We start from the raw sequence: 13,654 nt of genomic DNA, 5'->3' as shown, positions 1-13,654 counted from the left end.
GCGCGACATTCAGGCGGTGCGCGCATTTCTACTTCCGCTGATGTCTCAGGTTAAAGGCGAAACTCTTTAAGTCATGTAATCAGCGAGTTATCGTCTAAAATTCATGTAGATCGAACGCCTCTTCAAACCCTGCCCGCCCCGCCGGTCCAAGTATGAGCGCACGGCCTGTCTTTGCCCGGACCACCCATTCGCGCGCAAACATCTGAGCCAGCAAATCAATGGCAAGCGGCCCCGCCAGATGGTGCCTCCGCTCGCTCCAGTCGAGGCACCGGCGCGCCCCTGCGCGAAGTCTAAACCCATGTTGAACCGCCCACACCTGCCCCGCCGCGCTCAACCGAAGCCCCTCGCCCTGCGGCACAAGAAGCGCGCGCGCCCGCATCGCATCATGAACCATGACGCCCAGTTCTCCAGCCAGATGGCTGTAACAGCACCGTGCGAAAAGCGCGTCCGCCCCGTCACGCCGCGCCCCACAGGATTTGCGCGCCCGCTGCAAATGATCGAGCGGTGACAAACAGCCAAGGCTCTCCAGCATCTCGGCCACCTGCACCCCGGCCAGCCGGTGGTAAACATGCCGCCCGCTCTTTTCGGCATGGATAAGCCCCGCCGCCTTCAACCGCCCAAGATGCGCGCTCGCGGTCTGCGGTGTGATTCCCGCGTCACAAGCCAGTTCCTTGGCGGTGAACGCGCGGCCGTCCATCAGGGTGCAAAGCATCCGCGACCGCCGCGCGTCCGCCATCGCGGCGGCGACATGGTGAAAATTCGGCTCGGTCTGCATCAATGTGGTCCACGTATCGCGCCCGGCATCGCGCCCCGGACAGGCTCAGACTAGCGGCGCGCGACACACCACCCAAGCGCAATCGCTTCGCCCCGCGGCGAAGCGTCCTGCGAATTCGCGCGCATCACCGGTTTCCTCTTGACGCGCGCGCCCGCCATGGCATCTACCCCCTCTCATGAGCACCGCGACCCTCACCATCGATCTCAACGCCGCCGTTGCCAACTGGCGGGCGCTCGACGCCATGAGCGAGAGCGAAACCGCCGCTGTGGTCAAGGCCGACGCGTACGGCCTGGGGGCCGACAAGCTGGGCCGCGCTCTGGCGCGTGCCGGCGCGCGTACCTTCTTCGTAGCGGTGGCCGAGGAAGGCGCGGCCCTGCGTCAGGCGCTCGGTCCGGGCCCGGCTATACTGGTCTTTTCGGGGCACATGCCGGGCGATGCCGACATGATCGGTGATCTCGACCTCATTCCCATGATCAACTCGCTTGATCAGATGATCCGCCATGTCGAGGCGCTCCCCGGGCATCCGTTCGGCATACAGCTCGACACCGGCATGAACCGCCTCGGGATGGAGCCTCATGAATGGTCCGCCCTGTGCGACATCGCCCTCGCACAGGATCCGGTCCTCATCATGAGCCACCTTGCCTGTGCCGATATGCCGGATCACGAGATGAACGCGCGTCAGCTTCGCACCTTCCACGAGTTGACCGACGGGCTCGACGTGGCGCGAAGCCTGTCGAATACCGGCGGCATCCTCATGGGTCCTGACTATCATTTCGATCTGACCCGGCCCGGCATCGGCCTTTTCGGTGGCCATCCCTACACCAAGGCGCGTCCCGTGGTCACGCTCGATATCCCGGTGATCCAGTGCCGCGATCTGGAGCCGGGCGAAACCGTGGGATACGCCAACGGCTACACCGCCGACCGGCCAACCCGTATCGCCACGATCAATGCGGGCTATGCCGATGGTATATTGCGCGCCATGGGGCCGCGCACCGGCCTCTGGGCCGACGGAACCATCCTGCCAATCGCGGGCCGCATTTCGATGGATCTCATCGGGGTCGACGTGACCGCGCTTGGCCAAGATCCCAAATCTCTTCAGCTCCTCGGCGACGATCAGGGCATCGACATACTGGCCAATGCCGCAGACACGATCGGCTATGAAGTTCTCACGGCACTTGGCGCGCGCTACACAAGACGCTATCTGACCGCATGAGCATGATCACCCGTTTCTTTGGCGCGCTTGGCGCGACTGTCCTCGGACTGCTGGCCATCACCGGACGGGTGGCGCTTTTTGCGGTCGATACGGTGAGCCAACTGGTGCGCCCGCCCTTCTATGCCCGCGAATTCGGCACAGCCCTTATTCAGATCGGCTGGCTCTCCCTGCCTGTCGTCGGCATGACGGCACTCTTCACCGGCGGGGCCCTCGCGCTTCAGATCTACGCCGGCGGGGCCCGGTTCAACGCCGAAACGGTGGTGCCCTCCATCGTCGCCATCGGCCTTACCCGCGAACTCGGGCCGGTGCTGGGCGGGCTCATGGTGGCGGCGCGCGTGGCGTCCTCCATCGCCGCCGAAATCGGAACGATGAAAGTCACCGAACAGATTGATGCGCTCACCACCCTGTCGACCAACCCGATGAAATACCTCACCTTGCCCCGCGTCCTCGCCGCGACACTCGCGGTGCCGGTTCTGGTGGGCGTGGGCGATGTGCTGGGCATCATGGGCGGCTTTCTTGTCGGCGTGGGCCGGCTTGATTTCGGCGCCGGAACCTATCTGCACAACACGCTCGATTTCCTCGAATGGTGGGATGTGGCCTCGGGCCTTATCAAGGGGGCGGTCTTTGGTTTCCTCGTCGCGCTGATGGGCTGCTATTTCGGGATGAACTCAGGCCGGGGCGCTCAGGGTGTCGGCCGCGCAACCAAAGCCGCCGTGGTGGCTGCCAGCGTTCTGATCCTCGCCTCGAATTACCTCCTGACCGAACTTTTCTTCTCCGCATGACACGCGCGCCCCGCATATCGGCTCCGGCCCCGGCAAGCCTTTCTTCTTGCGCCAAATATCCCGGGGTGAGGCCGGAAACACAGTTTCCGGACGAGGGGCAGCGCCCCTCCACCAGGAAGGCGGGCACCGCATGATCAAGCTCACCGACGTTCACAAGGCTTTCGGGTCGAACCACGTGCTGCGCGGCGTGACCCTCTCGATCCCCACCGGCACCTCCATGGTGATCATCGGCGGTTCGGGCACTGGCAAATCCGTGGCGCTCAAATGTGTGCTGGGTCTTATCTCGCCCGACAGCGGTGAGATCACGCTGGACGGCAAAGACGTGACCAAAGGCGATCGCGACGCGTTCCTCGCGCGTTTCGGCATGCTCTTTCAGGGCGGCGCCCTCTTTGATTCGCTGCCCGTCTGGCAAAACGTCGCCTTCCGGCTGTTGCGCGGATCGCTCAAGCGGCCCAAGGATGAGGCCCGCGAAATCGCCATCGAGAAGCTTCGCCGCGTCGGGTTGAAAACCGATGTGGCCGACAAATTTCCCGCAGAACTTTCCGGCGGGATGCAAAAACGCGTGGGCCTCGCCCGTGCCATCGCCGCCGAACCCGAGATCATCTTCTTTGATGAACCCACCACCGGGCTCGATCCGATCATGTCGGGGGTCATCAACGACCTGATCCGCGAAATCGTCACCGAGATGGGCGCCACGGCGATGACCATCACCCATGATATGACCAGCGTGCGCGCCATTGCCGACAATGTCGCAATGCTACACGACGGCGTCATTCAATGGACCGGCCCGGTGGCGGACATGGACCAGTCAGGCGATCCCTATCTTGATCAGTTCATCCACGGGCGCGCGACAGGCCCGATCGAGGCGGTCCGGTGACGTCACAGGGCGACTTGCAAGAGTATCGTTCCTTTCAAGACGACCAGCGTACCGGTATATTGGGGTAAGTAAGACCACGAAATGCCGGAAAATCCGCGTAACGGGACCGTCGGGCCTCAATACTCTCATTGGGTTCGTCTCCAGCGCGGAGCAAATGTCCTTTCGGGACGATGTACGATGAAATTTGCTGAATTGGGTGATCACGCCAATTCAGATTGAAAGCTGCCAACTTGGGAAAGAAGTAGATTGAGGAATAAGGGATATGATCATGCACCCACCAGGCAAGATCGCGCCAGTCCCGACCTCGCTCATATTGCGTGGCAAACCAAGGCACGATAATACAGGCGGTCGCGCCTGTCCTATTATGGCGGTCCTCCTTGTCCCATATGTGCCCGGCAAAGTTTGCTTCGTTCTTCGAACAGTTGTGGTTCTTTTCATTGCCTGCCGCGTTCACCTCCTCGCCCCGATAGGATGAGCGAACCACGATCGGCCCAAACGTTTCAACGATTGGGTCAAGAAGATCCGTGCACAGGCGCTTACCGGTTTCAATTGCCAATCGCGGATTGGTCGGGATGTTGGGTATACCGTAATAGTTTCCTATTTCTGAGTATAAGAAGTCACGCATAAAGAAGTATTTCGACAGCCGGACCCGCCCAAGCTTTTCCAGGCTTTCGAAAGAGTTTATCTCCCCAGTACCAATGCCCATACATCCCTCCGGTTCGGCGCTCCCAAAATAAGTCCAATCGCTCTCAAAAGCGTATGGTTTACTGCAATCGGAACCTACTCAACTGATCACACGCTGCATCGGCATCCTCAACAATAAAAAGATCGATGATGCTCAAATACGCCAATCTTACCCTCCTGATCCTCTTCCCCGTCGCCTGGTTCGCGCCATTGATGCGCGCCGGCTTGTTGCCGCTCTTCGGCCTCAGCGAAATCTCGGTCGTTTCAGGGCTTCAATCGCTTTGGGGCACAGATGTCATCCTTGCCCTTCTGGTCACCTTTTTCGCGCTTTTCGCCCCCTACCTCAAAACCATCGGCCTCGGCCTCATCCATTTCGGCTTTCTCAGGCGCAAGGCATTGCCGGCGCTCGACCTTTTGGGCAAACTGGCGATGGCCGACGTGTTTCTCGTCGCGATCTACATCGTAGTGGTCAAGGGGATCGGCATGGGCCGGATCGAGACGGCCTGGGGGCTCTATCTTTTCACGGGCTGTATTCTTGCCTCACTGCTCTTCGGCCACCTCACGCGCAAACGGGTTTGACGAAACCACCCCCTTAGTGCATCAGACTTGCATGGCCAAAACCACCTTCTCCTGCAACGCATGCGGCGCCGTCCACTCCAAATGGTCAGGCCGTTGCGAAGCTTGCGGTGAGTGGAACTCGATCTCCGAGGACACCGGGATATCCGCAGGTCCGGCCAAGGCAAGCCTCGGAAATGCCAAGGGAAATCGCATCCCCCTCACCGATCTCACAACCGAGGAAGCCGCCCCGCCGCGTACCCATTCCGGCCTGAGCGAGCTTGACCGCGTGTTGGGTGGCGGTCTGGTCGCGGCCTCCGCGCTTCTGGTGGGGGGCGATCCGGGCATCGGCAAATCCACGCTTCTCTTGCAGGCCGCTGCGGCCTTCGCCCGCAAGGGCATGAAGACGATCTATGTCTCGGGCGAAGAGGCCAGCGCGCAGGTGCGTCTCCGCGCCGAGCGTCTGGGCCTTGCCGATGCCCCAGTGCGGCTGGCCGCCGAAACCAATCTCCGCGACATCCTCACCACGATCGAGGCCGAGAAACCGGGCCTTGTCATCATCGATTCGATTCAGACCATGTGGTCCGACACGATCGGCTCCGCCCCCGGTTCGGTCAGTCAGGTGCGCGCGGCGGCCCATGAGCTCACCACCTTCGCCAAGCGACGCGGCGTATCGGTCATCCTTGTCGGTCACGTCACCAAGGACGGTCAGATCGCAGGCCCCCGCGTGGTCGAGCACATGGTCGATACCGTGCTCTATTTCGAAGGCGAGCGCGGGCATCAATTCCGCATCCTGCGCGCGGTCAAGAACCGCTTTGGTCCGGCAGATGAAATCGGTGTTTTCGAGATGACCGGACGGGGCCTTAGCGAAGTCGTTAACCCCTCCGCGCTATTCCTGTCCGAGCGCGGTCCGCCCTCGCCCGGCTCGGTCGTGTTCTCAGGCATCGAGGGCACGCGCCCCGTGCTCGTCGAATTGCAGGCCCTTGTGGCGCCGACACCGCATGCACAACCGCGCCGCGCGGTCGTGGGGTGGGATGGCTCGCGGCTCGCCATGATCCTCGCGGTGCTCGAGGCGCGCTGCGGCATTCCCTTCGCCGGACTCGATGTCTATCTCAACGTGGCGGGCGGTATGAAAATCTCTGAGCCGGCCGCGGATCTCGCCGTCGCCGCCGCGCTTCTGGGCGCGCGCGAAGACAGCGCGCTTCCCGCTGATACGGTGGTTTTTGGTGAAATAAGCCTCTCAGGCGCACTCAGACCCGTGAGTCAGCGCGAAAACAGGTTGAAAGAAGCGCAAAAACTTGGTTTCACCTCAGCAATACTTCCCTCGGGCGGAAAACCCGCGGACGGGGCAGGTCTGAGCCTGACATGCGTGGACGATCTGACAGGCTTCGTGGGTGACATTTTCGGCGCTGGCTAGCGCGGTCTAGAGGGACAGGAACAGGCATGGACGGTTTCACCATCATCGACGGCGTGGTTGCGCTGATAATCGTTCTGTCAGCGCTGCTGGCCTATAGCCGCGGTTTCGTGCGCGAGGCGCTGGCCATTGCCGGCTGGATCGTCGCCGGCATCGTGGCCTTCATCTTCGCGCCGCAGGTCGAACCGCTGGTTACGGAAATACCCTTTGTGGGCGATTTCCTCGGCGACAATTGCGAACTTTCGATGATCGCGGCCTTCGCACTGGTCTTCGCCGTCGCGCTGATCATCGCCTCGCTGATCACACCGCTTTTTTCGTCTTTGGTGCAGCGGTCGGTTCTGGGGGGGCTGGATCAAGGACTCGGGTTCATCTTCGGTGTGGCGCGCGGCATCCTTCTCGTGGCGATTGCCTATTTCGTCTACGAAACCGTCGCCGCCAGTCAGGAAATCGAGATGATCGACGACAGCCGCTCGGCCCGGGTTTTTGCCCGCATGACCGGCAAGATCGAAGACGGCAACCCCGAACAGGCCCTTGGCTGGATCACCGAGCAATATGAACAGCTTGTCGGTGCCTGTGACAACGGCGCGGGCGACAGCATTCAGGAATGAGCACGCATACGGTTCTCATCGCCTCGGTTCTCATGGTCGTCACCGGCATGGCGGTTGCCATCCAAAGCCCGATAAACGCCGCGATGGGCCGCATTATCGAAAGCTCGCTTGCCGCCGCGACCGTGTCTTTCGGCGTAGGCTTCGTGGCGCTCCTGCTTCTCACCCTCCTTGTCGGCGACGGTGGCAGCCTGCCGCGCGTCACCACGGTGCCGCCCTGGCTTCTGGTTGGTGGCCTCTGTGGCGCGCTTTTCGTCCGGGCGTCGCTCTGGACCGTGCCCGTCCTCGGGATTCTCACACTTACCATCCTGGTGGTGCTGGGTCAGGTCGGCGCCGCCCTCGTGATTGACTATCTTGGCGCGTTCGGGCTCACCCCCCGCCCGATCTCCCTGCCTCGCATCCATGCCGCGGCTTGCCTGCTGGCGGGGGTTGAATAGTCGCGCTACTGACCCATATCCGGGTCAGAAGGCCACACGCCATCACGTCACATCCTTTTTCTATGATAGTTTCGTGACACACCCGGTGATCCGGCGTAAACCGGACACCAGATCGCGCAACGGATTCGGAGCTGCCCTTGTCCCGCCAGATGCCCCCCGCCCATCCCTTCGACGATGACAAACTCAAGGAGGAATGCGGCGTTTTCGGCGTTATCGGTGTAACCGACGCCGCAAATTTCGTAGCTCTCGGGCTGCACGCGCTTCAGCATCGCGGACAGGAGGCCGGCGGCATCGTCTGCTACCATCCCGATCACGGGTTCAACAACGCCCGTCGTTTTGGCTATGTGCGCGACAATTTCACCAAGCAATCGTTGATGGAGACACTGCCCGGCCCACTTGCCATCGGCCACGTGCGTTACTCGACCGCCGGTGGCAAGGCTCCCGTTATCCGTGATGTGCAACCCTTCTTTGGTGAGTTCGCCATGGGCGGCGCCGCCATCGCGCATAACGGCAACATCACCAACGCCGAGGCGCTTCGCCGCGAACTGATCGAGCGCGGCTCGATCTTTCAGTCGAACTCGGACAGCGAATGTATCATTCACCTGATGGCTCGCTCGCTTCAGAAAACCATTCCCGACCGGATGGAGGATGCGTTGCGTCGGGTCGAAGGCGCGTTTTCAGTCGTGGCCATGACCCGGACCAAGCTTATCGGCGTGCGTGATCCGCTGGGTGTGCGCCCGCTTGTTCTGGGCCAGATCGGCGATGGCTGGGTGCTGAGTTCCGAGACATGCGCGCTCGACATCATCGGCGCGCGGTTCGTACGCGAAATCGAACCGGGCGAGATGGTTGTCATCACCGAAGCTGGTGTCGACAGCCGCAAACCCTTCCGCCCCGCCAACTCGCGCTTCTGCATCTTCGAGCATGTGTATTTCTCGCGTCCTGACTCCATTATCGGTGGCCGCTCTGTCTATGAGACCCGCCACCAGATCGGGATCGAACTTGCCCGCGAAGCGCCCGTCGATGCCGACCTTGTCTGCCCGGTCCCGGATTCAGGCACACCCGCAGCAATCGGCTATAGTCACGAAAGCGGCATTCCCTATGCGATGGGCATCATCCGCAACCAGTATATGGGCCGCACGTTCATCGAGCCGACCGAGCAGATCCGCAACATGGGCGTTCGGCTCAAGCTCAATGTGAACCGCGCCCTGATCGAGGGTAAGCGCGTGATCCTCGTGGATGACAGCGTCGTGCGTGGCACCACCTCGCGCAAGATCAAGGAAATGATCCTCGATGCCGGCGCCAAGGAGGTTCACTTCCGCATTGCCTCGCCGCCCACCGCGTGGCCCTGTTTCTACGGGGTCGACACACCCGAACGGGACAAACTTCTCGCCGCTACCATGTCCGAGGACGAGATGTGTGAGCACCTGGCGGTCGACAGCCTCAAGTTCATTTCGCTCAACGGGCTGTATCGTGCCGTGGGCGAATCCGGTGGCCGCAAACCCGAGTGCCCACAATATTGCGATGCATGTTTCTCAGGCGAATACCCGGTCGAACCTTCGGACCAGATCAAAAAGGGATTCGTGCTCAAGACCGCCGCCGAATAGCTCCGGCGTCAAGTTGGGACGCCTCCCGTGACATAAGCGCGCGCGACATCGGAATGAGCGGTGTCGCGCTCCTTTTTTGCTGCGTTGCGGCGCAATCTTGCTGATCCGTTTTTCACCGCTTTCTTCTGCCTGAAGCCTGCCGTATCTGCCCGACCTCAACCGCATGATGCGGCAGAAAAACGGGAGACGGACAGATCATGGCCGACGGCACGCGAACCCCTGCAAAAGTGACCCAAGCCGCCACCAACAAGGGCGCGCTGTCACTGCGTGATCTCACCCTTGTGGGCACCTTCATCAAACCCCGGCCCGAGGCGCTTATCCGCCATCGCTCCGGTAGAATCGAGAAGGTCACGTTGGGCGACACGGTAGACCGGAAACAGGTTGTCGCGATCAATTCCGGGCTTGTGGTCCTGATGCGCAACGGACAGGCGGACACCCTCACACTGCCGACCGGCTGACCCGATCAGCAGAAAAAAAACGCCGACCCGAAGGTCGGCGTTTTGCATGTTTGTAGGGTGAAAGCTTACCCCTTACGGGCCTCAAGCGCCTTCCAGCCACCCCAAACGATCATTGCCGCGATCACGGCCTTGACCACATCGCCCAGCAGGAAGGGCGCCATCCAGCCGCCCCAAAGCTCGGGCAGGGTCTTGCCCATGACAAGCGCGGGCCATGCAAGGCCGGGGATGTAAAGCAGAAGCGAAATTACCATGCCCACCAGCGCGGTCGAGACGATGCCGCGCGTCAGACCTTTTTCTGCCGCCAGACCGGCCAGGAACGCCATGCCGACGAACCCGTAGAGGAACCCGGCCGTCGGCCCCACGAGCGCGGCCGCCGAATGGGCGTTGGCAAAGACCGGCAGACCCATCGCGCCCTGCGCGAGATACGCCACCAGCGTGATCGCCCCAAGACGCGACCCGAAGGTCAGGCCGACCACGAGGATCGCCAACGTCTGAAGCGACATGGGTACGGGCCAGCCGACACTCGCCTGCGCCGCCATGGCGATGATCAGCGTGCCGCCAAGGACGAGCCCGGCCGATTTGAGAAGTGTCGCCTGACCAAGAATGGCCTTTCCGAGAACTCTGTCACTCATTTGTCCCATGTCCTTTTCGACTGCGGTTCATTCATCGACCGACTTTTTCGCTGCACCGGCGAAAAAGTCAAGGAATGACCTTGATTAATGAGCCATCGGGTGGGATTTCCTCGGCATGACGCATCAGGATACCAAACTCGCGCTGGTCACAGGCGCATCTCGCGGCTTGGGTGCGGCACTGGCCGAAGCGCTGGCCCCCGAGCACCACGTTATCGCCGTAGCCCGCACCGTGGGCGCGCTCGAAGAGCTTGATGACCGGATCAAGGCCAAGGGCGGCAACGCCACGCTGGCGCCGATGGATATCGGCAACGCCGACGCGATGGCACAGCTCTGTCGTTCGGTCTATGACCGTTGGGGGCACGTCGATGTCTGGGTGCATACCGCCATCCACGCCGCGCCGCTCGCGCCCACGTCGCATCTTGATGCGCGGGACATGGAGAAATCGCTGGCCACCAACGTCACCGCGACTTCGGTTCTCATCCCGTTCATGGCTCCGCTTCTGGGAGAGGCTGGCACCGCGCTCTTTTTCGATGACCCCCACGCGGGCGAGAAATTCTATGGCGCCTATGGTGCCACCAAGGCCGCCCAGATCGCCTTGGCGCGCAGTTGGCAGGCCGAGACCATGCGCACCGGCCCGCGTGTCTGCATCCTTGAGCCACGCGCGATGCCCACGGCCACCCGTGCGCGGTTTCATCCCGGCGAAGACCGCGATGCCCTCACCTCCCCGCGGGACGAAGCGACGCGGCTTCTAGACGGGCTTTTCTGAGGGGCGGGCGCTTGCCGCAAGCGCACCACACCGATAGACACAAAGAGCGATATCAGTAGGAACCCAAGGGGACAGGCATGCGCATTCTCATCACCAATGACGACGGCATCAACGCGCCGGGACTCGAAGTGATGCAAGCCATCGCCGATGAGCTTGCAGGGCCCGATGGCGAGGTCTGGACCGTTGCACCCGCCTTTGAACAGTCTGGGGTCGCTCACTGCATTTCGTTCACCCATCCGATGATGATCTCGGAATTGGCCCCGCGCCGCTTCGCCGCACAAGGAAGCCCCGCAGATTGTGTTCTTGCGGCGCTCCACGACGTGATGAAGGACACGCCCCCCGATCTTGTCCTGTCGGGGGTGAACCGGGGCAACAACTCGGCCGAGAACGCGGTCTATTCCGGCACCGTGGGGGCCGCGATGGAAGCCGCCCTTCAGGGTCTGCCGGCCATCGCGCTAAGCCAGTTCTACGGCCCCGGCAACACCGACCTCGAGGACAAGTGGGAAGCCGCGCGCCAGCATGGTGTCGCCACCTGCCGCGCCATCCTCGACGCCGATCTGTGGGGCAATGACGATTACGGCATCTTTTTCAACGTGAACTTTCCGCCCGTCCCCGGCGCACAGGTCAAGGGCACGCGCGCCGCCCGTCAGGGCTTTCGCCGCGACATGGGCTTCGGCGTCAAACCACAGCTTTCGCCATCCGGGCGTCGGTTCCTCTGGGTCACAGGCGCGCCGCAACAACAACCGACAGCCCCCGGATCGGACGCCGATGTGAACCTCGCGGGCTATATCTCGGTGACACCGATGCGCGCCGACCTCACGGCGCATGACACTCTGGAGGCGCTCAAGGCCATCGAATGACCGACAGATCATCCGATACCGCTGAACGCAAGATGCAGTTCCTGTTCGCGCTACGCTCTCGCGGGGTGACGGATAAACGCGTGCTCGAGGCGATGGAGAAGATCGACCGCGCGCCGTTTGTGCGCGGCTACTTTTCGGCGCGCGCCTATGACGACACGCCCCTGCCCATTGCCTGCGGTCAGACCATTTCGCAACCTTCGGTCGTCGGCATGATGACACAGGCCCTCAGGATCAGTCCACGCGACACGGTGCTCGAAATCGGCACCGGCTCAGGCTATCAGGCCGCGATCCTCAGTTTGCTTGCGCGGCGCGTCTATACCGTCGACCGTCACAAGCGTCTCGTGCGCGAAGCGTCCGAGCTTTTCCGCGAACTTGACCTGACCAACATCACCTGTCGCAGCGTTGACGGTAGCTTCGGACTCCCCGAACAGGCACCTTTTGACCGGATCATCGTGACCGCCGCCGCCGAAGACCCGCCGGGGCCCCTATTGGCGCAGCTCAAAATCGGCGGTATCATGGTTCTGCCGGTGGGACAGTCGGATGCGGTGCAAAGCCTGATCAGGGTAACGCGCCATGAAACAGGCTTCGACTATGACGAACTGATGCCGGTCCGGTTCGTGCCCCTGCTCGAGGGGCTGGGCCGTGACGAAGGATGAGAGAGCGGAGTTGGCACGCGACCTGTGCTGCCACCCGGAACAACACGAGGCACGCCCGCACCGACGGGCCGACAAGTGAGGATGCGAGCAATGAAATTCCGATCGAGACCAGCGGTGATCGTGGCTGGCATGGCCTGCCTGACGCTGACGGCCTGTAGCGAACCCTTCGATCTCGACCTGCGCGGCAACAGCAGCGGCGGCACCGCCGAAGCCGCACGGCAGGCTACCGCCGAACGCCCCGAGCCCGACGCCCGTGGAATCATCTCGTATCCCGGTTATCAGGTCGCGGTGGCGCGGCGCGGCGATACACTTCAAAGCCTTGCCGACCGGATCGGGGCCGATGCGGACCGTCTCGCGCGCTACAACGGGATCAAACCCGGCGACGGCCTGCGCGAAGGCGAAGTGATCGCCCTGCCCGAGCGCGTGGCAGAGCCCGCGGGCGGCCCGATCAAACCCGGTGGCGTCGACATCGAAAGCATTGCCGGAAACGCCATTGAGCGGGCCGACGCTTCGACCGCAGAGATCGAGACGACACCCTTGCCCAAGGGCACCAGCGGCGTCGAGCCGACGCGCCACAAGGTCGCCCGCGGCGAAACCGCCTATACGATCGCGCGTCTTTACAACGTGTCGATTCGCAGCCTTGCCGACTGGAACGGCCTTGGCCCCGATTTCGCCGTCCGCGAGGGGCAATATCTTCTGATTCCCGTGGCCCTGCCCGGCGAAACCCAAGCCAAGTTCGATCCAAGCGATGCCCCGGGGAACGGGTCTCCCACCCCCGAACCGCCCAGTGCCGCCAAGCCACTCCCCGAGGAAGACACCGTCGCGGTCAGCACGCTCGACAAGCCCGAGGATGACCCCGGCGATGCCCCTGACCTGAGCAAGGAACAAAGCACGTCCACCGCCAAGCCGACGCGCATGGCCTTCCCGGTCAAGGGCGACATCATCCGCGCATATTCGAAGGGCAAGAATGACGGCATCGACATCGCAGCCAGCCCCGGCGATGCCGTGAAGGCCGCCGATAGCGGCGTGGTCGCGGCGATCACCGAAGATACGAACGGCACGCCGATCGTGGTTGTAAAACACGCCAACAATCTGCTGACGGTCTATTCAAACGTCGACAATGTCGGCGTCTCGACAGGTCAGAACGTGTCACGCGGGCAGACCCTTGCCAAGGCGCGTAGCTCCGATTCCTCGGCCGTCCATTTCGAAGTGCGCGACGGGTTCGACAGTCTTGATCCGATGCCCTACCTGACCAACTGATCGCGCTGTTCATCCGGTTCGGCGCCCGAATAGATGGGCGGCGCACCGATGGCGCGGCCCTGCCCGCTTTGGGGTG

General features: G+C 62.4%; 16 protein-coding genes. 13 read left to right on the top strand and 3 right to left on the bottom strand.

Annotated elements, in window-relative coordinates:
• Positions 1–94: 94 nt before the first annotated feature.
• Positions 95–775 (bottom strand): ArsR/SmtB family transcription factor, encoded by a 681-nt coding sequence (locus V8359_RS03910; RefSeq protein WP_336427398.1) that lies wholly within the window; start codon positions 773–775, stop codon positions 95–97.
• A 175-nt stretch (positions 776–950) separates the two neighbouring features.
• Here V8359_RS03910 and alr point away from each other — a divergent pair, with 175 nt between their 5' ends.
• From alr to V8359_RS03895, 3 genes are all read left to right on the top strand, one after another.
• A complete protein-coding gene (gene alr, locus V8359_RS03905) occupies positions 951–1,988 on the top strand; it encodes an alanine racemase (RefSeq protein WP_336427397.1) in 1,038 nt (345 codons plus the stop codon).
• Positions 1,985–2,770 carry an MlaE family ABC transporter permease gene (locus V8359_RS03900; protein WP_336427396.1) on the top strand — a complete coding sequence of 262 codons (786 nt, stop codon included), beginning with the start codon at positions 1,985–1,987 and terminating at the stop codon, positions 2,768–2,770. The genes alr and V8359_RS03900 overlap by 4 nt, the downstream gene beginning before the upstream one ends.
• A 130-nt stretch (positions 2,771–2,900) precedes the next feature.
• A complete protein-coding gene (locus V8359_RS03895) occupies positions 2,901–3,647 on the top strand; it encodes an ABC transporter ATP-binding protein (RefSeq protein WP_336427395.1) in 747 nt (248 codons plus the stop codon).
• A 34-nt stretch (positions 3,648–3,681) separates the two neighbouring features.
• Here the strand turns inward: V8359_RS03895 and V8359_RS03890 are convergent, their stop codons facing one another.
• Positions 3,682–4,353 (bottom strand): hypothetical protein, encoded by a 672-nt coding sequence (locus tag V8359_RS03890; RefSeq protein WP_336427394.1) that lies wholly within the window; start codon positions 4,351–4,353, stop codon positions 3,682–3,684.
• Between the two features lie 128 nt (positions 4,354–4,481).
• Between V8359_RS03890 and V8359_RS03885 the strand changes: the two genes are divergently transcribed.
• The 6 genes from V8359_RS03885 (at position 4,482) to V8359_RS03860 (ending at position 9,404) form a co-directional block, all read left to right on the top strand.
• Positions 4,482–4,910 (top strand): paraquat-inducible protein A, encoded by a 429-nt coding sequence (locus tag V8359_RS03885; RefSeq protein ID WP_336427393.1) that lies wholly within the window; start codon positions 4,482–4,484, stop codon positions 4,908–4,910.
• A 31-nt stretch (positions 4,911–4,941) separates the two neighbouring features.
• Complete coding sequence (gene radA, locus V8359_RS03880) at positions 4,942–6,303, top strand: DNA repair protein RadA (RefSeq protein WP_336427392.1); 1,362 nt, start codon at positions 4,942–4,944, stop codon at positions 6,301–6,303.
• Positions 6,304–6,329: 26 nt separating this feature from the next.
• Positions 6,330–6,908 (top strand): CvpA family protein, encoded by a 579-nt coding sequence (locus V8359_RS03875; RefSeq protein WP_336427391.1) that lies wholly within the window; start codon positions 6,330–6,332, stop codon positions 6,906–6,908.
• Positions 6,905–7,342, top strand: coding sequence for a DMT family transporter (locus V8359_RS03870; protein WP_336427389.1), 438 nt, complete (start codon positions 6,905–6,907; stop codon positions 7,340–7,342). Before V8359_RS03875 ends, V8359_RS03870 begins: the two co-directional genes overlap by 4 nt.
• 149 nt (positions 7,343–7,491) lie before the next feature.
• The gene (purF, locus tag V8359_RS03865; RefSeq protein WP_336427922.1) at positions 7,492–8,946 is read left to right on the top strand and encodes an amidophosphoribosyltransferase; all 1,455 of its coding nucleotides are present in this window, start codon (positions 7,492–7,494) and stop codon (positions 8,944–8,946) included.
• A gap of 197 nt (positions 8,947–9,143) precedes the next feature.
• Positions 9,144–9,404: an amidophosphoribosyltransferase gene (locus V8359_RS03860; protein WP_336427388.1), complete on the top strand. Its 261-nt coding sequence runs from the start codon at positions 9,144–9,146 to the stop codon at positions 9,402–9,404.
• 65 nt (positions 9,405–9,469) lie between these two features.
• Here V8359_RS03860 and V8359_RS03855 read toward each other — a convergent pair whose 3' ends face one another.
• Positions 9,470–10,036 (bottom strand): biotin transporter BioY, encoded by a 567-nt coding sequence (locus V8359_RS03855; RefSeq protein ID WP_336427387.1) that lies wholly within the window; start codon positions 10,034–10,036, stop codon positions 9,470–9,472.
• Positions 10,037–10,151: 115 nt separating this feature from the next.
• On the opposite strand from V8359_RS03855, the gene V8359_RS03850 reads away from it, so the two are divergent.
• The 4 genes from V8359_RS03850 to V8359_RS03835 all read left to right on the top strand — a co-directional run bounded on the left by V8359_RS03850 (position 10,152) and on the right by V8359_RS03835 (position 13,578).
• Positions 10,152–10,802, top strand: a complete 651-nt coding sequence (locus V8359_RS03850) for an SDR family NAD(P)-dependent oxidoreductase (RefSeq protein WP_336427386.1) — start codon at positions 10,152–10,154, stop codon at positions 10,800–10,802.
• A 77-nt stretch (positions 10,803–10,879) separates the two neighbouring features.
• The gene (gene surE, locus V8359_RS03845; RefSeq protein WP_336427385.1) at positions 10,880–11,662 is read left to right on the top strand and encodes a 5'/3'-nucleotidase SurE; all 783 of its coding nucleotides are present in this window, start codon (positions 10,880–10,882) and stop codon (positions 11,660–11,662) included.
• Entirely contained in the window at positions 11,659–12,318 is a 660-nt protein-coding gene (locus V8359_RS03840) for a protein-L-isoaspartate(D-aspartate) O-methyltransferase (protein ID WP_336427384.1), read from the top strand. The genes surE and V8359_RS03840 overlap by 4 nt, the downstream gene beginning before the upstream one ends.
• An 81-nt stretch (positions 12,319–12,399) precedes the next feature.
• Entirely contained in the window at positions 12,400–13,578 is a 1,179-nt protein-coding gene (locus V8359_RS03835; RefSeq protein WP_336427383.1) for a LysM peptidoglycan-binding domain-containing M23 family metallopeptidase, read from the top strand.
• Positions 13,579–13,654: the final 76 nt, after the last annotated feature.

Origin of the sequence: Roseovarius sp. E0-M6 (assembly GCF_037083845.1) — a bacterium.
Taxonomy (GTDB): domain Bacteria; phylum Pseudomonadota; class Alphaproteobacteria; order Rhodobacterales; family Rhodobacteraceae; genus Roseovarius.
The sequence above is the reverse complement of the archived record's forward strand: the minus strand, read 5'-3'. Positions and strand labels throughout refer to the sequence as shown.